The sequence below is a fragment of the Halorubrum sp. AJ67 genome (genome assembly GCF_000513435.1).
On the sequence record NZ_CBVY010000002.1, the window covers coordinates 106,519 to 124,886 of the forward strand.

Consider the following 18,368-nt stretch of genomic DNA (forward strand, 5'->3'; position numbering starts at 1 on the left):
CCTATCCCCTGTGTGCCTTGCCTCCCACGACTCACGCCTGCGTCACGCGCCGGTGTCTCGACGACCTCGGCGTCGACCGCGCCGTGATCGTCGGCGCGCGGACCGGCTCCGAGGCGGAGTGGGACCGCGCGGCCGACGCCGACGTCGAGGTCGTCTCGCCCGAGGACGCGAGGGCGTGGATCGACGCGCTCGACGGGGACGGATCGGGAGACGGACACGGAGGACCGTTCGACGCCGACGGCTCCGTCTACTGCTCGGTCGATATCGACGCCCTCGACCCTGCCTACGCCCCCGGAACCGGAACGATGGAGCCGTTCGGCCTGGACCCCCGCGAGGTCCGCGACCTCGTCCGAGCGGTCGCGCCCCGCGCGGACGGGTTCGACATCGTCGAGGTCAACGACCGGGACGACGGGCAGGCGGCGGCGCTGGGCGGAAAGCTGCTCCGGGAGTTCGTCTTCTCGCACGCGGACACGACGCGCTGACCGTCGACTGCGGGTGTCTCGGAGTGGTCTCTGCGGCGTTGTTTTCACGGTTGCGTTTCTGAGATAGAGCCTCCTAACTGAACGACTATCTCTTCAACGGAGAGTGCGTAGACCGTCATCTCTGTCCCTTTTCTGGAGTACCACGTATCGACGGGCTCGACGATGTTAGCTTCACAGAGGTGCTCTATATGATACTTAGCGTTCTGGATGGACGTGTCGACAGCTTCAGCGATGTCTGAAGTTGTTGCTGGTTCGCCGTCAAGCGTCGCCAGTATCTGCTGTGCAGTGTCCGAGGAGACCGTCTGGAGTATATCACTCGGTTGATCATCGTCAACGACGACGTTCGTCCGTTCATGCGGCGTGTGATCGACAGGAGTGCGGTACGGGAATGCAGTTGGCATTGGTATTGAGTCGAGTAAGTTACCGTCCAACGTAGCTGGTTACGCGATCGTCCAGTTGGAGTGACCCGTCGCGCCAGTAGATATACGCCATCAGTACGAGGCCGCCGAGAACGGCGAAGCCGACAAAGACGAGTCCCTCCTCTCCGATCCAGCGCGATGGGCCGACGATGTCGACGGCGAAAAGCTCTGGCGTCTGCTGTGAATGTCCCAGTCCGAATATCGCGCTTTGGGTGAAATTATAGAACACGTGAAAGCCGATGCTGAGTGCGAGTTCACCGGTTAGCACGTATACGCTACTTATTACTAATCCAGCAATTAGGTAGTATCCGTAGTGGCTGGGATTCGTTATTTTTCCGCCGTGTAGAAACGCAAACACAAGCGTGCTGAGAGTCACTGCGAGGCCAACGGCTATCCACTGGGAGACGAACCCGCTCGATCCCTCGGCAACGTTCTTCAACATCGCACCACGGATGATGAACTCTTCCCACGTGGCCGCGAGCGCGATATACGCGAACACGACCATCATCGCAGGTACGAACGGGAGATCGCCGGAACCGCGCATCACACCCACGAACGTAGCCCAACCAGCACCGAGGGACACTACGAGTGCCCCACCGTTGATTGCGGTGGCGACGAGCCCACCAACACCGAATGAGTGCCACCACTCTCGGTCGAGCGAGAGTCCGAACTCACTCACCGGGCGTCGATCAATGACTCGTGCACTGAGGAGAATGGCACCGATGAGAATGACGCCAATACCAGTCAATTCAAGCAGTTCTCGGACGGGATGCTCGAACCTAGCTCGGATCGCAGTCTGAAGGATTCCGAGGAGAATGAAGGTTAGCACGGTCGGCAGTAGCGCACGAAGTGGTGCACGTAGTCGGCGTTGCTCAGTGTTCCAGACCGGCCAGAGGAGTTGGAAGACCCTCTGACGGAGGGCGGTCGGAAGGATGCGGTCAATCGTCGATCGTAACGACATGTACGACTCAAGAGGACGGGTACAAGTAGCACCATAGGCACGGCTTCCGACCCAGAAGCTGTGACGGGTTTTTTACCCATACCCGTGTCTGGCACGTATATGGACGAGGACGAGGATACCGTCTTGGCGATACTCGACGACGAGTACGCCCGAGCGATCCTCGCTCACCTCACAATTGAACCGATGTCAGTCGATGAACTCTGTACGGCCTGTGAGATGTCCGACGCGACGGCGTACCGCCGTCTCAGTCGGTTACAGGACGCAGACCTCGTGACCGAACAACAGGAGATCGACCCCGACGGCCATCACTATAAACGATATGTAGCGACGGTCGAGACTGTCACCGTCACGTTCGGTGATGGAGGCTACGAAGTAGCAGTGACGCGCTCGAAAACCGATCCTGCCGACCGCTTCACAGATCTGTTCGAGGGGTTGTCCTGAGATGCTTCTCTTACAGTTGGATGCGACTGGGACAGACCCGTTCCTCGCACTCGGGGTGCTCGTCCTTTCCGTGGTCTCAGTGGTACTCTCGGTGACTATCGCCGTAGTTCTGGTTCGCGGATACCGTCAAGGACCTGCTCACCGTGGAACGCTTTGGCTCGCAGTCGGTCTCATCTTCTTGATAACGGTGCCCGAGTTGCTACGGGTCGGGTTACCGACGGTGACCGACATCGGGGCCGTCGGTCGGTCGATACTCGTCAGTGCCTGTGAACTATTCGGGTTGGGGACGATCCTGTGGGTGGTGTACGGAGGTGGGATGCGATGATAGTAGAGAGTTTGCTGGCGCTGGAACCGCTCAGTATGGTTTCGGTAGCTCGCGGCGTGACTGCCGTCGTTGGGCTGTTTGTCGCTACGCTAGCTTATCGCGGATACCGACGGAACGGCTCTGCGAAGATGCGGGCACTCGCCATCGGTATCGCTCTGCTGACAGCAGGCGTTTTTGTGGCGGTTATGTTTGCTGATCTGACCGGCGCGGGAAACGGTGTCGTCTTACTCGTACGGGGTCTCGTGACAGTTATCGGCCTCTGTGTCGTGTTGTACGCCATTACCACGGCATAGCCGTTTCTGTCGGGGGGGGACCGTACAAATATCTTGAACGGCGAAGAGCCAGATAATCGCTCCTTCAGCTGTTGTGATCCGCTTGCCGCCATCGGATTCAACAGAGCAGACTGACGACGAAATCTACTAGGGATGAAAATCCTCAGAAAAGGACAGCGATACTGTAGATTCTCGTGACGGCAAGTTTGACATCCTCCCCGCGCTGAAGCGCGAGGTTTTCTCCTTGTACTCCCGTAAAAGTCGTTGGCTCGTCGATATCACGAAAAAATTTAGGACTTGATACTGTTCCCTGAGTCCGGGGGTTCACTTTAACGAAATAAGCGTCTGCTGTTGTGTTGACTACGCTTACTCTACTGAGTGACTAAGGGTGTAAAACTATCAACTGCGGAGGATTTCAAAAAGCCACTCGCGCAGGCGACAGCGATGACACAGTATCTCCCGGGATGTTGACTGCGGCGCTGAGGACGTCAGACTGACCGGCTCATCACGTTCGCGAGCTGCCGGTCGATGTCTTCGACCTCCCGAGTGAGACGGGTCACCATCTCGGTCTGGCTCTCGTTTTCGTCCGCGATCTCTTCGATCTCGTCGCTGACAACGTGTGCCCGGTCGGAGACGTCGTCGACGGCGCTCGAAATCTCTTCGGCCACGCTCGCCTGTTCGTCCGTTGCGGCTGCGATCTCGCTGATCCCGCTTTCGGTCTGTTCGACCGCCTTCAGAATTTGCTTCTGGTTTTCGAGGACGCCCTGGATGTCGTCTCTTGCGGACTGGATCTCGTCGTTGGCCGCCTCTACCTCGTCGGTTGTTCGGGTCGCCTTCGCTTTGATCCTCGTGACGATCTCTTCGATCTCGTCGGCTTGGTCTTGCGACCGATTCGCTAAGTTCTTCACCTCGTCCGCGACGACGGCGAAGCCGTCGCTGTCGTTGCGTGCCGCCTCGATGTTGGCGTTCAACGCGAGCATGTTCGTCTGCTCGGCGATATCGTTGATCACGCCGACGAGCTCTTCGACCTGTTCGATCTCGCCTTTCAGTTCCGCGACGTCGTCCGCAACCGTTGCCGACTTCTCAGCCGTGTCGTCGACCTGATCGATGACCTCGTCGGCGGTCTCGACGGAGTCTTCCGCGAGTTCCCTTGATTCGGCGCTTTGGGTGCTGACCTCCTCGGCGCTGGAGGCGATCTCTTCGACGGTTGCGCTGAACCCGGAGACGTCGCTTTGGGTGCTTTCGAGTTCGGCCGCTTGTTCGGAGACAAGCTGGGTGATCTCGTTCGATCGATCCGCGACTTCGGAGGTCGACTCGCCCAGCTGCGCCATCGATGTCTCCACGTTGTCCGAGAGCTCTTCTTGTAGGTCCGACAGCGTCTCTCGCTGTTCGACGACGGTGGTGACGTCGAAGAGCAGCTCGACTGCCCCGACGACTTCTCCGGTTGGCGTCTGGATGGGCGTTCCGATGGCGCGGGCATGCGCTTGCGTCCCGTCAGGCCGCTCTGCGGATCGGAACTCGTCTTCGCGGATGGCGGTGCCGGTACGGACGACTTCCTCGGCGAGCGTCTCGTCTTTGCCCTCGGTACCGAACACGTCGTACGCGTTCATACCGACGGCCTCGCTTGCGGGAAGCCCGAGGAGCTCGGCCGTTGTCTCGTTCCATTGGGTGATGTCGCCGGCGGCGTCGACGACGAACGCTGCTTCGGGAAGCTCTGCGATGAACTGTTCGAAGGTATGTCGCCAGAAATCCCCGTCTGACGCCGTCTCCGCGGCTTGGAGCTGGTCGTTCTGTGTAACTGCGGCCATACCGGGAAGCATCAGTTGGGGTTGATGTCGCTTTCGTCGAGATTATTCGTGTTGATATATCCGCCAAGGGTAGTGAACGAGAGACATGCTAACGAGCCGATCATGCCATCTCAATAGGTGAATCAGAAGGCGCAGCCTACGCCAGTGTAATCCCGGCACCGACGTGACACACGTCAGCGTGAGAGCGGCGAGCGCGATGTTGTCCGCCCGCGGTATCCGTCGTCGTCGTTCCGAGTCGACCCCACGGAAGCCATCAGCACACCGACCGCAACTGCGGAGAGGCCGCCAGCGACACGGTGTCAAGAACGGTGTTCTGAGCTCTGCTTCAGCGTCGACTTCGGCCTCGTCTTGTAGTTCCGTGCGACGGATCTTTCCAGTGACCGTTTCGGTAGTTCCGTGCGGAACTCCAGTTTGCGAGGATACTCGTGAATCGTTTGGATACCCTCGGGCGATCGGCATCGGGATATACCGACCGTCTCGTCCGTCTGAACCGACCAACACCGGTGCCGAGACGCGGGAAGCCCGGCCGTCTTGCCAGTATCCGGCCACCCTAGTTCCTCCCGATAGACGATCAATACAGTTCCCAGATGGTCACGACAGCGTTCGTCCACGGACTCACGCTCTCCGTGGGACTGATCGCCGCCGTCGGGCCACAGAACGTGTTCGTGTTCCAGCAGGGCGCGACCCAGCCCCGACTTCGCCGCTCGCTGCCGACCGTCCTCACCGCCGGGGTGGCAGACACCGTCCTCATTCTGGGTGGAGTTCTCGGCGTCTCCGCCGTGGTGATCGAGTTCGCGTGGCTTCAGACGGTCCTCCTCGGCAGCGGGGTGGTGTTTCTGATCTACGTCGGGTGGACGCTCCTTTCGGCCCCTGCCACGGCTCTCGACTCGCAAGACGAGACGCGTCTGGGCGTTCGTGAACAGGTCGGGTTCACCGCGTCCGTGTCGTTGCTCAATCCGCACGCGATTCTGGACACGATCGGGGTGATCGGAACGAACGCGCTGGCGTACGCGTCGCCCGGCCGGTGGGCGTTCACCGCGGCGTGTCTCCTCGTCTCGTGGGCGTGGTTTCTCGGACTGGCGGCCGGTGGTCGGCTCCTCGGGAGTTCCGTTCTGTCCGACGACCGACTTCGGTATCTCAACGTGATTTCAGCGGGGGTGATCTGGATCGTGGCGCTCTACATGGCGTGGCGGCTTCTCGCACTCGTCGGCGTCCGGTGACTCGGTCGCGGCTCTCCCGTGACCGTGTTACCGGTGTGGCCCTCCGACTGGCGATACAGCCGAGTCTGGATGACGGAACCCCCCTTCGGTCAGCGCCGGATTCCGCCGACAGGAATCAGTTCGTTCAGTGTGCTGCCTGTGAATCTGCTCTTCGGTCACCGGGAAGGGGAAATCTCTCGTTTCTGCTGCTCGACCAACTAACGATCCCGCTCGTCGGGTGTGACGACCACCTCGAAGAGTTCCGGTCTCTCTGTGGGCTTGCGCCCCCGCGCCGATCACGCCGAGCGTGGCCGCCTCGGGTGCGAGTTCACGGATTGCGAGCGCGCCGAGACAGTCCGTGCGGGCGTTCGTGATGGTCGTGCCGGCCATGTACGCCTCCGGGCGGCCGGTCCGGGCGTCGGTATCTCAAACGTTGAGATAACACGCTATCATGGTATATGTTATATGGGACCATATCTCGCTAGCTTTTATCAATATTGTATGATTAAGACGGGTATATTGATCATGAGTCGCGAATCAGGTTTTTTCACCATACATTTACAAAGAACGTCTTGACTACGTTTTCTCATGTAGTTCCCAAAATGACAATACCATCACTCGGTTCTCTGGTTGGACTCACGCTAGCAATCGTTGCTGCCGTTTTATTGGCAGTACAGAACCTCTGTATACGGATCGGAACCGATTCGGGCAATACTAGCGACGCAGTCATCGTCGTGATGAGCGTTAACCTCGGTCTCATCGGGCCCTTAACTGCTGTTCTCTACTATCCGGACTACGGACTCTCGGCGGTCGCAGTCGGAGCGTTCGCCACGGCGGGAATCGTTGGCCTCGTGTTAGGACGCGTTTGTATGTTTGCGGGAATTAACCGGGTCGGCGCAAGTCGAACGACTCCGATCGTGTCGGCCTCAACGCTCGTATCCACTGTGCTGGCGGTTCGGTTGTTTGATGAAACGCTGACACTGCCTCACCTTGCTGGTATCTTTTGTATCGTCGGTGGGGTCGCCGGCATTGCATGGCAGACTGCCTCTACCGATCGACCCCAAGACTCGCTGCGGGAGGTGGGGGCGTTACTACTGCTGCCGGTGAGTGCTGCGGTGTTCACTGGCGTCGAGCCATTACTCCTTAGGGTCGGGCTTGATACGGGGACACCGATTCTCGTCGGACTCAGTGTCATGATGCTCACGGCATTTATCGGATACACTGGCTATCGAACGCTACACGAGAATGCTCTGCCAAGGCTGTTTGAGAATCCGCAGATGAGGTGGTACGCCGGTGCCGGACTGGCAAGCACGATCGGATTACTTGCGTACTTCGGAGCAATCGCTTCCGCCCCGGTGGTAGTCGCGATCCCGATCATCCATACCGCTCCGCTGATCGTCATCGCGTTATCCATCGTCCTTCTTCCACAACACCTTGAGCAAATCACCTGGCGACTTGTCTTGGCCGCGGTGTTCGTCGTGACGGGTGCCTCCCTTGTCACGTTTTCAGGGTGACCGTTCCGCTCCGTTGAATCCACAGGAGGCGGCTTAAGAACGGCCCAAATCCAAGCAGTGGGAGAAACACCACAGCGAGGAAGTCGTCGCTGTGGCGTCTACACGTACTCGAGAATGTCCCGGAAGTTGATCGCGACGGCGAGCGCAATGCTGACAATAAGCACAATGATCGTCGCCATCGGGTCCATCGCCTCGGTGCCTTGAGAGTACACCACCATCCCGTACATCTCTTTGGTCAGCGCATCCATGGTCCCGCCGACGAAGAAGACGCGAATGAAGTCCTCGAACGAACGGAGCCATGCGAAGATGAAGCCGGCCGCGATCGCGGGCGAGATGATCGGGAGAGTGACGTCTGTCAGCACGCTTCGACTGCCCGCACCGAGGTCGCGCGCCCCCTCCTCAAGTTTGCGGTCAAAAACCGCAAGTCTGGCGATTACGGGCAAGACGATAAACGGGAGCCCGTACACGGAGTGAGTAAGCACGGTCGCAAAGAATCCGGACGGCAGCCCGGCGACGCGGAACAGAATGAGGATCGAGATGCCCATGATGATCCCCGGCATCAACAGCGGGACGATAACGAGCCCCCTGAGTATCGACCTACCGCGGAAGGTGTGCCGTGTAATCGCGAACCCCATTGGGACGCCGATCAGCGCTGCGATTGACGCCGATACAGTCGCCACGAACGCGCTCTGTCTGGCTGCCATCAGGAGCCCCTCGTTAGTGAACAGGCTGACGTAGTTCTGGAGGGTGACCCCCCCGAGGGGGAACAGTACGGAGTTCTCCGTGAACGAGAGCACGATGATCTGCGAGAGCGGGAGCCAGAGGAACACGATGACCCCGATCGTCAACACCCACATACCGTACGATGCGACTGCGGAAACGATCCGGTCTACGGAAACGCTCTCCGTGAGCCCGGGTTCGCCGACGATCTGCGACAGCCAACTGTATTTTTCACGGTCTGACATCGTTCACCCCATCGCCTCCAAGCTGGTGGTACGCATCACGATTGCGAACGCGATTATGGTCGGGATGATCAGGAACAACGACCCGGCCGCGCCGTAGTTGATCGCGTACAGTTCGTTTATTCTCGACGTAAGCACCTCGGCGATCATAGTGAACTTCCCGCGTGCGAGGAACTGCGGCGTGATGAACGTCCCAAGCGCGGGGACGAAGACGAAAACACAGCCGGTGATAAGTCCCTGCGCTGACAGCGGTATCACGATGTCTTTCGCAATCTCCAGTCGCGTTGCCCCGAGGTCCCGCGACGCCTCGATGACGCCGTAATCGATCCCTTCGAGACTCGAGTACAGCGTCAGCAGCATGTACGGGAAGAACGCGTGGGTGAGTGAGATAATCACCGCCACGACCCCGTACTCGAAGACCCCGAGCGGCTCGGAGACGAGGGGAGTCGCAAGCAGTGCCGAGTTGATCAGTCCTTGGCTGCCGAACAGGGAGAGCCACGAGTAGATCCGGACGATGAAGATGGTGAAGAACGGGACCAGGACCGCGAACAGTACAATCTTGAATCGGCGTCCGGACAGCCGCGTGAGCAGGTACGCAACGGGGTACGCGAGAACGACCGTCAGAAACGTGGTTGCCCCTGCGATGCGCAACGAAAGGAAAAACGAGTCGACAAACGGCGTCGTAAACCATCCGCTTTCCCCGACGAATAGTTCTCGGTAGTTCGACACCGAGAAGGACCACACCACGTCGTAGGATTGGTTGACCTCCGCGAAGCTCACCATCACGAGGAACGCAGTCGGAATCAGTATCAGCGTGAGCAGCCATCCGACTCCGGGTCCCACCATGAGCGCGAGCTTCGCCCGTTCGCCTCGCCGTTCGAACGCGTCTCCGAGTTTCTGGATGGTGCCCATCTTTCGCTCACGCGTTCTTGATCCGTTCGAACATCTCGATCCACTCCTCGTCCTGCTCCGCGGGCTTGAAGGGGATCATCCCGTCGAGCACGCCCGGCTCGATCTGGAGCGTCTCCGAGTCGATGTTGCCCATCGCGTCTTGAGAAGTGTTCATGATGTTACGGTTCTCCGACAGCGCTGCGCCGGTCTCGGGACTGATGTACTCGTTCAAGACACGGAAGGAAGCTTCCTTGTTCGAGGAGCCGGCTGTGACGATGGCACCCTCGAACCAAGTGAGTTCCTCTTCGGCCGGCTGAGAGAACCTCACGCTCTCGACGTCGTTCATGATTCCTACGTGGGTGCTCCGGTTCGCGAACGACGCGACGATGTTCCCGTTCTGGTAATCTTGCGTGAGCGTCTCTTCGTCGTGGACGAACCCGAGGAGGTTTGGTTTGAAATCGGTTAGCGTCTCCTCGATAGTCGTGAGCTGTTCGTCGGTGAACGACACCGTGTCGCCCTCGAACGCCTCGGTGTAGCCGAGGGAGAGTCCCGTCGCCATGATCGTCTTGTAGTAGCCGTCATACAGCGTGATGCCCCCCGTGAGATCGACTCCCTCGTACTCCTCGCTGAAGAGGACATCGTAGGAGTGTTCGTGATCCTCCGGAAGGACCGAGCTATCGTATCCGTACGCGTACCACCCGAACTGGACGGGGAGGCCGTAGACGTCGCCGTCACTGGCGAATTGCGTTTCGGCGGCGTCTTGGAACGTCGGATACAGTGCGTCGAAGTTGGTCATGATGTCCATGTCCACCGGCGCGGCCAGATCGGCGTCGATGAACCGGGGCACATACTCGTTGTTCGGTATGACGATGTCGTACTGCTCTCCCCCGCCAGCGTTCACGGTGGAGAACATATTCGCGGAACCGTCGGCTATCGAGATCTCAAGCTCGACGCCGTCGAGCGTCTCCTCAATTTGGTCGTTGACCGCGTCATAGCCAGTCCAGGTGAGGATCGACACAGTCGTTCCGCTACTACCGCCCATACATCCAGACAGGCCCGCGATGCCGGTGACACCGGCCGCGCCTGCCGCTTTGATGAACTGTCGTCTGTCTTCCATGCGTGAGACGAGAGTTCGTCAATACGCAATAAATCTACCGTAGCATAACTAGAACAGTGAATTAATTTCCTTAAATTCATTTGAGTATGGCCTATTTTCGAATATTATAAATCATATGTCTAATTTTGATCACCAGTTCTAGCAGAGTTCTTCCCAGAGAACTATTTTTTGACTATAAATATTATATCCCAAAATACGTTAGTATATTTGGTATATACATGATAAAACCGCATATACAATCAGGTATTCTCATTTTTGCTGGACAAAGCTTAAATAGGATACATGTGTTCTGGACCCATATGACGACACCAACGACGGCAGTACAGCTTGATGGCGTTCGGAAAGATTTCGGCGACACGACCGCTGTAGACGGGATCGACATCGACCTCCGGCACGGCGAGTTCTTCTCGTTGCTCGGTCCGTCGGGTTGCGGAAAAACGACCACGCTACGGATGATCAGCGGGTTCGAGACACCGACCAACGGCTCGATCCGCATCGAAGGCGAAGACGTCGTCCACCGGCCGCCGAACAAGCGGAACACGAACCTCGTGTTTCAGGGACTCTCGCTTTTCCCGCACATGACCGTCGCCGAAAACGTCGGATATGGACTGAAAAAGAACGCCGTTGAGGCCGACGAACGCGACCGGCTCGTCGAGAAGTATCTCGACATCGTTGACCTCTCCGGATACGGTGACCGGAAGCCACAGGACCTCTCCGGGGGACAACAGCAGCGCGTGGCGATCGCACGTGCGCTGGTGAACGAACCAGATATTCTGCTTCTGGACGAGCCCCTTTCGAGCCTCGACCGGAAGCTGCGCCAGCAGATGCAAGTCGAGCTTCAGGAGATCCACGATCGTGTAGAGAGCACGTTCTTCTACGTAACACACGACCAAGACGTGGCGATGAGCATGTCCAATCGACTCGCCGTAATGAACAACGGGCAGATCGAACAGATCGGGACGCCCAAAGAGATCTACCGCGAACCCGAAACCGCGTTCGTCGCCGATTTTATCGGAGATACGAACCTCCTCGACGGCGTCGTCGAGAACACGACGCACCCGCCGCGACTCGAACTCGACGCCGAGGTCGACGTCACCGTCGAGCTCGGTGAGCCTTCGACCAAAGGCGAGGTGATCGCGTCTATCCGGCCTGAAGAAGTCGAAGTCACGGAGGCCGGGGGCGGCGCCATCGACGGTACCATTGTCGATCAGTATTTCCACGGAGAACGCACCAATTTAGTGATCGAACCCCACGACGATTCGCTTCCGGAACTCGATGTCGCCGTCCAGGGACGAACGGACGTTCCCGATTCCGGAGAGGTCTCAGTCGACCTCAACGCCGACGCGATGAGCGTGTATGCGAAGTAGCTCCTCGGTCCGGCTGTCGATTCTCGATCCGACTGTCGAGGTGGCCGGTCGGCGATCAGTGGCGCATCACTCGATGACTCGCTGTGATTCAACCCGCCGAATGTGACCGTGTACACACTTGTTGATTTGAACGACAGCAGCGGAGATATATGAACGAACGCACCGACGCAGCCACTGACACCGAAGCGACGACCGTGTTGCTCCACCATAGCATTTCGGCCGTCTTCGGCGGCGATTTTGTCGACGGAATGCGTTCCCAGCTAGATGCCGTACTCCCGTCAACGGGCCGGATCGAGACGGCGACGACCGCCGAGGAATCCGGCACGGTAATCAGTGACGCGGACGTTATTTTGACGATCCGCCCGGTTAACGACGAACTCCCTACCGGGACGGCTCCCGACTGGATACAGACCCTCAACTCCGGGGTCGACTCTTATGACCTCGAATCGCTCGGAGAGCGAGGAATCGCGGTGACGAACGCCGCTGGCGTCGCTGCTAATCCGATCGCTGAGCAGGTGCTCGGTTACCTGCTCGTCTTCGAACGCCGGATTCACAAGGGAATTCGGCAGCAGGAGCGTGACGGTATCTGGCAGCGATACTCTGCGGGGGAACTCCGCGGAAAGACACTCGGTATCGTCGGAGTCGGCGCTATCGGTACGCGCGTTGCGGAGTTGGCATCAGGGTTTGATATGAAAGTGATCGGTACAAAACGCACGCCAGAGACGGCCCCGGATGTCGTTGATGAGGCGTACCCGCCGGACGGGCTTCCCAAACTCCTCGCGCGCTCCGACTACCTCGTTCTCGCTTGCCCACTGGTTGAGTCGACACGGGAATTGATCGGTACGGACGAACTCATGTCCATGCGGTCGGACGCGGTGCTGGTGAACATCGCACGCGGTGAGGTGGTAGACCAAGCAGCGCTCGCGACCGCTCTCCAGCAGAACCGGATTCGCGGGGCCGCACTCGACGTGTTCGACGAAGAGCCGCTCCCGCCAGCGTCGCCACTGTGGGACCTTCCGAACGCGGTCGTTACCCCGCACATGGCAGGTTCAACACCGAAGTACGCCGACCGGATCGGAACGCTGTTCGAAGAGAACTACCGGCGGTACGACGACGACGAACTCGAAGAGCTTCGTAACCGAGTCGTGTGAACTACCGCAATCACGGAGGCTCAGGGCTTAGTCGTGGGGTGAATCGGACTGCTGAGAGAGCAACCACTCGGGAGACCATCTCTGGACGTTCTCTTAGTTCGTTCCGTTCACTCCTTCGTCGTCGGTGATCCTACAACCGACCGGTTCAGTCATCCGCCTCGGCTCGGGAAATCTCGGCCCGGACCGTGGCCGCGAGTGCTGCGATCCCCTCGTCGATCTCGGCGGGCGAAGCGTGGCTGAACGAGAGCCGAGCGTTGCGCGTACCCGTATCGGTCGTGTAAAAGAACGATCCCGGAAGATACGTCACGCCCTCGTCGATGGCCCCGGAGAGCATCCGTTCGGCGTCGACTCCATCTGGAAACTCCACCCAAACAAAGAACCCGCCGTTGGGCTCACTCCACGTCGTTCCCGGGGGCATTCGCTCCTCTAAGCTTTCCAACATCCGATCCCGCCGCTTCCGATAGCCTGCCGACAGCTCCTCTATCGCTCGATCAAGCCGTCCATCTTCCGCGTAGCGGGTGATGAGCCCCCGTGTGAAGCTAGGTTCTCCGCCTGCGTTGATACGATCAAACTGTTTAACAAACGACTCCTCGGCGACGATCCAGCCGGTCCTGACGCCTGGGGCAATCGTTTTCGAGAAGGTGTTGACCCGGATTGTTCTGCCCGTCTCGTCGAGTGCCCGGATCGGCAGTGGTTCGGCACCGTCGTATCGGAGTTGGCCGTACGGGTCGTCTTCAAGAATCAGGAAATCGTATCGCACTGCCAGTTCGATCAGGCGCTCGCGTCGCTCTTCTGTGAGAGTCACGCCTGTCGGGTTGTGGAAGTTGGGGATCGTGTACAAAAGCTTCGGGAGGGGGTCGCCGGCCGCTTCGCGCACAGCAAGGTCAGCGGCCAGCGCCTCGATGTCGAGCCCCGCCTCGTCCATCTCCACATCGTCAATATCGACTCCGTAGTTGCGAAAGAGTCGGAGCGCACCCATGAACGTAGGCGCCTCGACAATCACCGTATCACCGGGATCAAGGAACGTCTGGCACACCGTGTCAATCGCATTCGTTGCGCCGTTCGTTAGATGGATCTCATCGGTCGTACAGTCCATCCCGCGGTCGCGGGCCTGATCGACGATCAACTCCGGAAGGGCGTCGGCATACTCGCCGCCTGCGTACTGGAGCGCTCGATCACCTTCAATCTCGAAGAGTGAGTCGGCCGCCGAGACCAATTTGTCATTCGGGAACGAGTCCGGGTACGGGAAACCGAAAGCTAACGGGACGGCACCGGAGTCACGGATACCTCGCCATGCCCCATAGACGGAGCTATCCATCGTCTCTTGGACGGTCTCGGTGAACAAGTGACTGAGGTCGTTTGACTGATCGCGTTCGCTCATTCGAGTTCGTCCGTTGACAGCACCTTCAATGACATAAGTTTATTGGCGTAAAACACAATTAACCAAGCACAGTTATGCGACATAGCTGTCTGTATTTAATCCTATATCATTTTTGTCTGCGCAAATCTGAATTTTCTTGATTGTTTAAAACCAACGGCTCTGTTCGCTCGATACAACAGACTTTCCGTGTGGCGCTTCTCGTGTTCGTATGACGATAGCTACTGGCGATTCTGTGACCCTCGAGTACACGGGACAGCTTGACAATGACACAGTGTTCGACACCTCCCGAGAATCCGTCGCCGAGGAGACTGGCCTCGCCGAGGCGCAGCCTGATCGAGAATACGCCCCGCTGACAGTCGAAATCGGTGACGAGCAGGTCATCGAAGGGATGGAAGAGGGACTGATCGGCCTCGAAGCTGGGGAGACAGAAACGCTGACGATCCCGCCGGAGAAGGCCTACGGCGAGCCCAGTGACGACCAGATTCAGGAGTTCGAAACTGAGGAACTCACAGAGATGCTCGGCGGGCAGACGCCCGAGGAGGGCACCTATCTCGAAGCCCAGAACGGCAGCCAAGGCGAAGTCGTCCACGTCGACGAGGAGGTCGTCCGAGTGGACTTCAACCCGCGCCTCGCCGGCGAAACGCTGACGTTCGACGTCGAAATCATCGACGTCAACTGAGACCGAACGGCAGCGGTGGTGTCAGCGATCGGTGGTTTCTGTCGGGACGAACACTCGGTTCATCCTGTAACTTACCCGCGTGGCCCTCCGACTGGCGATACAGCCGAGTATGGATGACGGAACCTCCCTTCAGTCAGCGGCGGATTCCGCCGACGGGAATCAGTTCGTCCAGTGTGCTGCCTGCGAATCCGCCCTCCGATCACCGGGAAGGGGAAATCTCTCGTTTCTGCTGCTCGACCAACTAACGATCCCGCTCGTCGGGTGTGACGACCACCTCGAAGAGTTCCGGTCTCTCTGTGGGCTTGCGACCGAAAGCCGCGCCGAACTGCTCGATCACCACCCGGCCGGCGGGGTCAACTGCCCGAGTTGCCGTCACGCACCGCACCAGCCACAACGGGTCATTCCGGTTGGGAACGGCGGGCTGGCGGTACTCGCATGCGAGACCCATCAGTCCGACATCCTCTCTCGGTTCAGCACAGGTCTCCAGGTACGACAGCATCTCACTTCCTCACTTGACGGAACGTCCACTGACCCGTGACGGACCAGATACAGACACCCCGAGATGGGTTCGCGGATGATCTCGAAGACCTACCGCCGGAGGAACGATGAGCGATAATCAACGAGGCGTGTTGGTCGTCGGCGATACGACCATCGACCTCTATCCGGTTGACGGGACGTCGATCACACCCGGCAGCCGGTTCGCGTGGCACGTCGGTGGGACGGCGACGAACGTCGCACGATGGGCGGCCTCGCTCGGGAGTGAGACCAGCCTCGTGACGAATATCGGGACCGATGTCATGGGAGAGCTGGCCGCCCAACACCTCGCGGACGGCCCGGTGGACGCGACACACGTGACCCGGGTCGACGCGCCGTCACCGCTCACCCTGTACGTCCCGACGGAAGCTGGCGACCGGTGGAACGCTTGGGTGGCCGGGAGTTGCTACGGCTTCACGCCGCCTGCCGATCCGGCCTCACTCGTGGTCCCGTACGAGTGGGTCCACTTGGAAGGTGTCACGTTACCGACCGAGGTGAACCAGAGTGCGGTTCGGCGGCTCGCCGAGGCGGCCGCGGAACACGGGGCGCACGTCTCGTTCGATCTGAACGGACGCACGAACCAGTGGGCCACTCCCGACGCCTATCAACAGGCGCTCCGCGACGTGTTACGGCACTGTGACCTGATCTTCGCCGGAACGGACGACCTCGCGGTGGCGGACGTCGATCGGACGCCGGCGGGCGTCCTCGAACTACTGCCCCCGAATCACTCGGCGACGGTGTTCATCACGGACGGGCCGGGGGAGACGACCGCGGTGACCGTAGAAGACGGTGAGATTACCGAGCGGGTGACTGCGACGCCGCCACCGGCGACGGTCGCGACCACGGCCGGGGCTGGTGACGCGTTCGCTGGCGCAGTCCTCGCCGCACGGGACGACGGCGTCTCGGATCTCAGGGAGTTAGCGACGATCGGGAACACGGCCGGCGCGGCCGCGGTGGCGACGATCGGCCCGTTTGACGCTGACGGCTCTGATCTGACGGGCGAGCTGTTCTGATCCGACGTTGTTCGCGGATTCCAACAGATCCAGCACAGAAGTCGGATGGTCGTCCCCTATTGACTGTGCTCGGGTCAGCGAACGACACTTGCTGCGGGTTTCAACGGAGCCGACGAACGCGGGTTCCGTGACTCGTTCGTGATTTCGACCCCAAATGAGCCGCTGGTGAAGCCTAGCGGAGCGATGGCTATTTCACTTCCCGACGAAATCGCCTCCGTAGGTGACACCCTCGACACATGTCCGATTCAGCCCTCCAAGACGAGCCAACGACGAGTTCGGAAAACACGGCCGGGTTAGATCTCGGCTGGCTGTCCTTAGAGGACGGCGAAGAGATCCGCTGGGCGAGCACTCCGCACAAATACAGCATCGTTCCGGCGCTCGTCGTCGGACTCCCGCTCTCGGTAGTTCTCATCGGCATCCCGCTGATTGCGGCCAGCTACCTCCAGTACACCAACACCAACTACGTCGTCACGAACAAGGGCCTCTACAGCAAACGCGGAATCCTGTCGCGAGACGTCCAGCAGATCGGCTTTGATAAGGTACAGAACATCTCGTACTCCCAGTCGGCGATCGGGTCGTCGCTGGGATACGGCTCCGTCGACGTCAGCACGGCCGGCGGCTCCGGCGTCGAACTCCAGTTCCGCAGTATTCTGAACCCGGCAGCCGTCCAAGAGCTGATCTCGAAAGAGATCGACAAGCGTCAGCAGCGCGATTCGGCCGGCACGGCCGAGACCGACGACGTGCTCGACCAGATTCTCGTCGAACTCCGTGCGATCCGCTCGGCGGTAGCCGATGACGAGGAACAGGTGACCAATGGATCGTCGAGTTCGGCCGACGCCGAGGCGAGTCCGAACCGGCCTTCAGACGGAACGGTGGACCACCCCGATGAGTGACTCGTGGCTGTTCCTTCGTGACGGAGAGACGGTCGTGTGGGAGGGGACGCCGCGGCTGTCGGCCGCCGTCGGCGGCATCGCCGTCGGGACCGTCATCGTCGGGCTCTGTCTCGCGGCAGCGGCGACGATCGATCCGCGCCTGGCGGCCGCGAGTCTCGTCGGTATCGGCGTCGCCGCGTGGCAGGTTCTGCGGATACGCCGCACCAGGTACGTCGTCACGACCCGTGCCGTTTGGCTCAAACGGGGCGTCCTCGGGAGGACGGTCCGCCGCATCGGGCTGTCACAGGTACAGAACACGGCCTACAGCCAGTCGGTGACCGGTTCGCTGTTCGGGTACGGCACCGTCACCGTGGAGGTCGCCGGTGGCCCCGATCTGGCCTTTCGCCGGATCGACGACCCTGAGGCGGTCCGGCGGACCATCACCGGTCGAATCGGTAGCGACGGCGCGGACGTCCCCGGGACCGTCGATCAGTGGCGCGAAGTGCTCGCGATCGTCCGGGACCTCAAGCGCGCGGTCGAGTAGGAGCCACGAGCCGGATTCTTAGACGAGGATCGTCGAGACCGGATGCGAGATCGCTGTTCGCCTCGAAGCGACACGGCGATCGATGGGAGACCCGCGAACTTGGCCGTCACAACTCGTCCACTCTCGAACCCACGGGGATGAGTGCTCCGTGTCGGGTCCCTCTCCGTCGATTGCACGTACCGATTCGCGCGCGCGACTCGCAGGCCAGTCGATTGACGCCTGCTGGAACGCGTAACCGCTGATGGTCTGCCCCTCGATTCTCCGGCCTCGCGCGTCAGGACAGCCCGCGCAGCGCCCGCCACTTCGCGGCGACGAACCCCGCAAGGATGAACGCGAACCCGGCGACGGTCGCGGGCGTCACGTTCTGCCCAAGCACGAGCCAGCCCGCGATGGCGGCGAAGACGGGAATCACGTACTCGATGAAGCTCATCTCGAT

The 18,368-nt window shown here is 59.9% G+C and carries 19 protein-coding genes and 1 pseudogene; 12 read left to right on the forward strand and 8 right to left on the reverse strand.

What is annotated here, in order from left to right:
• Positions 1–526: 526 nt before the first annotated feature.
• Both BN903_RS02580 and BN903_RS02585 read right to left on the reverse strand, forming a co-directional pair.
• Positions 527–883 (reverse strand): helix-turn-helix domain-containing protein, encoded by a 357-nt coding sequence (locus BN903_RS02580; RefSeq protein WP_048076248.1) that lies wholly within the window; start codon positions 881–883, stop codon positions 527–529.
• Positions 884–902: 19 nt separating this feature from the next.
• Positions 903–1,730: a CPBP family intramembrane glutamic endopeptidase gene (locus BN903_RS02585; protein WP_228840996.1), complete on the reverse strand. Its 828-nt coding sequence runs from the start codon at positions 1,728–1,730 to the stop codon at positions 903–905.
• 231 nt (positions 1,731–1,961) lie between these two features.
• Here BN903_RS02585 and BN903_RS02590 point away from each other — a divergent pair, with 231 nt between their 5' ends.
• Genes BN903_RS02590 through BN903_RS02600 form a run of 3 tightly spaced genes read left to right on the forward strand, consistent with a single transcriptional unit; the run spans position 1,962 to position 2,921 of the window.
• A complete protein-coding gene (locus tag BN903_RS02590) occupies positions 1,962–2,303 on the forward strand; it encodes a winged helix-turn-helix domain-containing protein (RefSeq protein WP_048076250.1) in 342 nt (113 codons plus the stop codon).
• A gap of 1 nt (position 2,304) precedes the next feature.
• Entirely contained in the window at positions 2,305–2,628 is a 324-nt protein-coding gene (locus tag BN903_RS02595) for a hypothetical protein (protein WP_048076251.1), read from the forward strand.
• A complete protein-coding gene (locus BN903_RS02600) occupies positions 2,625–2,921 on the forward strand; it encodes a hypothetical protein (RefSeq protein WP_052334905.1) in 297 nt (98 codons plus the stop codon). Before BN903_RS02595 ends, BN903_RS02600 begins: the two co-directional genes overlap by 4 nt.
• Positions 2,922–3,388: 467 nt before the next feature.
• Here BN903_RS02600 and BN903_RS02605 read toward each other — a convergent pair whose 3' ends face one another.
• Positions 3,389–4,708: a methyl-accepting chemotaxis protein gene (locus BN903_RS02605; protein WP_048076252.1), complete on the reverse strand. Its 1,320-nt coding sequence runs from the start codon at positions 4,706–4,708 to the stop codon at positions 3,389–3,391.
• 587 nt (positions 4,709–5,295) lie between these two features.
• On the opposite strand from BN903_RS02605, the gene BN903_RS02610 reads away from it, so the two are divergent.
• Complete coding sequence (locus BN903_RS02610; protein WP_048076253.1) at positions 5,296–5,928, forward strand: LysE/ArgO family amino acid transporter; 633 nt, start codon at positions 5,296–5,298, stop codon at positions 5,926–5,928.
• Between the two features lie 243 nt (positions 5,929–6,171).
• Here BN903_RS02610 and BN903_RS17845 read toward each other — a convergent pair.
• Positions 6,172–6,330 (reverse strand): annotated as a pseudogene (locus tag BN903_RS17845) (ornithine cyclodeaminase family protein); the annotation flags it as partial.
• Positions 6,331–6,509: 179 nt separating this feature from the next.
• Here BN903_RS17845 and BN903_RS02615 point away from each other — a divergent pair.
• Positions 6,510–7,421: an EamA family transporter gene (locus tag BN903_RS02615; RefSeq protein ID WP_048076254.1), complete on the forward strand. Its 912-nt coding sequence runs from the start codon at positions 6,510–6,512 to the stop codon at positions 7,419–7,421.
• Between the two features lie 98 nt (positions 7,422–7,519).
• Here the strand turns inward: BN903_RS02615 and BN903_RS02620 are convergent, their stop codons facing one another.
• Genes BN903_RS02620 through BN903_RS02630 form a run of 3 tightly spaced genes read right to left on the reverse strand, consistent with a single transcriptional unit; the run spans position 7,520 to position 10,391 of the window.
• Complete coding sequence (locus tag BN903_RS02620) at positions 7,520–8,386, reverse strand: ABC transporter permease (RefSeq protein WP_048076255.1); 867 nt, start codon at positions 8,384–8,386, stop codon at positions 7,520–7,522.
• 3 nt (positions 8,387–8,389) lie between these two features.
• On the reverse strand, positions 8,390–9,295 hold the full coding sequence (locus BN903_RS02625; protein WP_048076256.1) for an ABC transporter permease: 906 nt from the start codon (positions 9,293–9,295) through the stop codon (positions 8,390–8,392).
• A gap of 7 nt (positions 9,296–9,302) precedes the next feature.
• Positions 9,303–10,391 carry a PotD/PotF family extracellular solute-binding protein gene (locus tag BN903_RS02630; protein WP_048076257.1) on the reverse strand — a complete coding sequence of 363 codons (1,089 nt, stop codon included), beginning with the start codon at positions 10,389–10,391 and terminating at the stop codon, positions 9,303–9,305.
• A 299-nt stretch (positions 10,392–10,690) separates the two neighbouring features.
• Between BN903_RS02630 and BN903_RS02635 the strand changes: the two genes are divergently transcribed.
• Positions 10,691–11,758 carry an ABC transporter ATP-binding protein gene (locus tag BN903_RS02635; RefSeq protein WP_048076258.1) on the forward strand — a complete coding sequence of 356 codons (1,068 nt, stop codon included), beginning with the start codon at positions 10,691–10,693 and terminating at the stop codon, positions 11,756–11,758.
• A 149-nt stretch (positions 11,759–11,907) separates the two neighbouring features.
• On the forward strand, positions 11,908–12,909 hold the full coding sequence (locus tag BN903_RS02640) for a D-2-hydroxyacid dehydrogenase (protein ID WP_052334906.1): 1,002 nt from the start codon (positions 11,908–11,910) through the stop codon (positions 12,907–12,909).
• A 145-nt stretch (positions 12,910–13,054) separates the two neighbouring features.
• Here BN903_RS02640 and BN903_RS02645 read toward each other — a convergent pair whose 3' ends face one another.
• Positions 13,055–14,290, reverse strand: a complete 1,236-nt coding sequence (locus tag BN903_RS02645; protein WP_048076259.1) for a PLP-dependent aminotransferase family protein — start codon at positions 14,288–14,290, stop codon at positions 13,055–13,057.
• 232 nt (positions 14,291–14,522) lie between these two features.
• On the opposite strand from BN903_RS02645, the gene BN903_RS02650 reads away from it, so the two are divergent.
• The 5 genes from BN903_RS02650 to BN903_RS02670 all read left to right on the forward strand — a co-directional run bounded on the left by BN903_RS02650 (position 14,523) and on the right by BN903_RS02670 (position 17,932).
• Positions 14,523–14,969, forward strand: coding sequence for a peptidylprolyl isomerase (locus BN903_RS02650; protein ID WP_048076260.1), 447 nt, complete (start codon positions 14,523–14,525; stop codon positions 14,967–14,969).
• Positions 14,970–15,078: 109 nt separating this feature from the next.
• The gene (locus BN903_RS17850) at positions 15,079–15,507 is read left to right on the forward strand and encodes a hypothetical protein (RefSeq protein WP_079890570.1); all 429 of its coding nucleotides are present in this window, start codon (positions 15,079–15,081) and stop codon (positions 15,505–15,507) included.
• A gap of 67 nt (positions 15,508–15,574) precedes the next feature.
• Complete coding sequence (locus BN903_RS02660) at positions 15,575–16,516, forward strand: carbohydrate kinase family protein (protein ID WP_048076262.1); 942 nt, start codon at positions 15,575–15,577, stop codon at positions 16,514–16,516.
• Between the two features lie 236 nt (positions 16,517–16,752).
• Positions 16,753–17,409 (forward strand): PH domain-containing protein, encoded by a 657-nt coding sequence (locus BN903_RS02665; RefSeq protein WP_048076263.1) that lies wholly within the window; start codon positions 16,753–16,755, stop codon positions 17,407–17,409.
• Positions 17,402–17,932 (forward strand): PH domain-containing protein, encoded by a 531-nt coding sequence (locus BN903_RS02670; RefSeq protein WP_048076264.1) that lies wholly within the window; start codon positions 17,402–17,404, stop codon positions 17,930–17,932. Before BN903_RS02665 ends, BN903_RS02670 begins: the two co-directional genes overlap by 8 nt.
• The last annotated feature ends 436 nt before the right edge of the window (positions 17,933–18,368 follow it).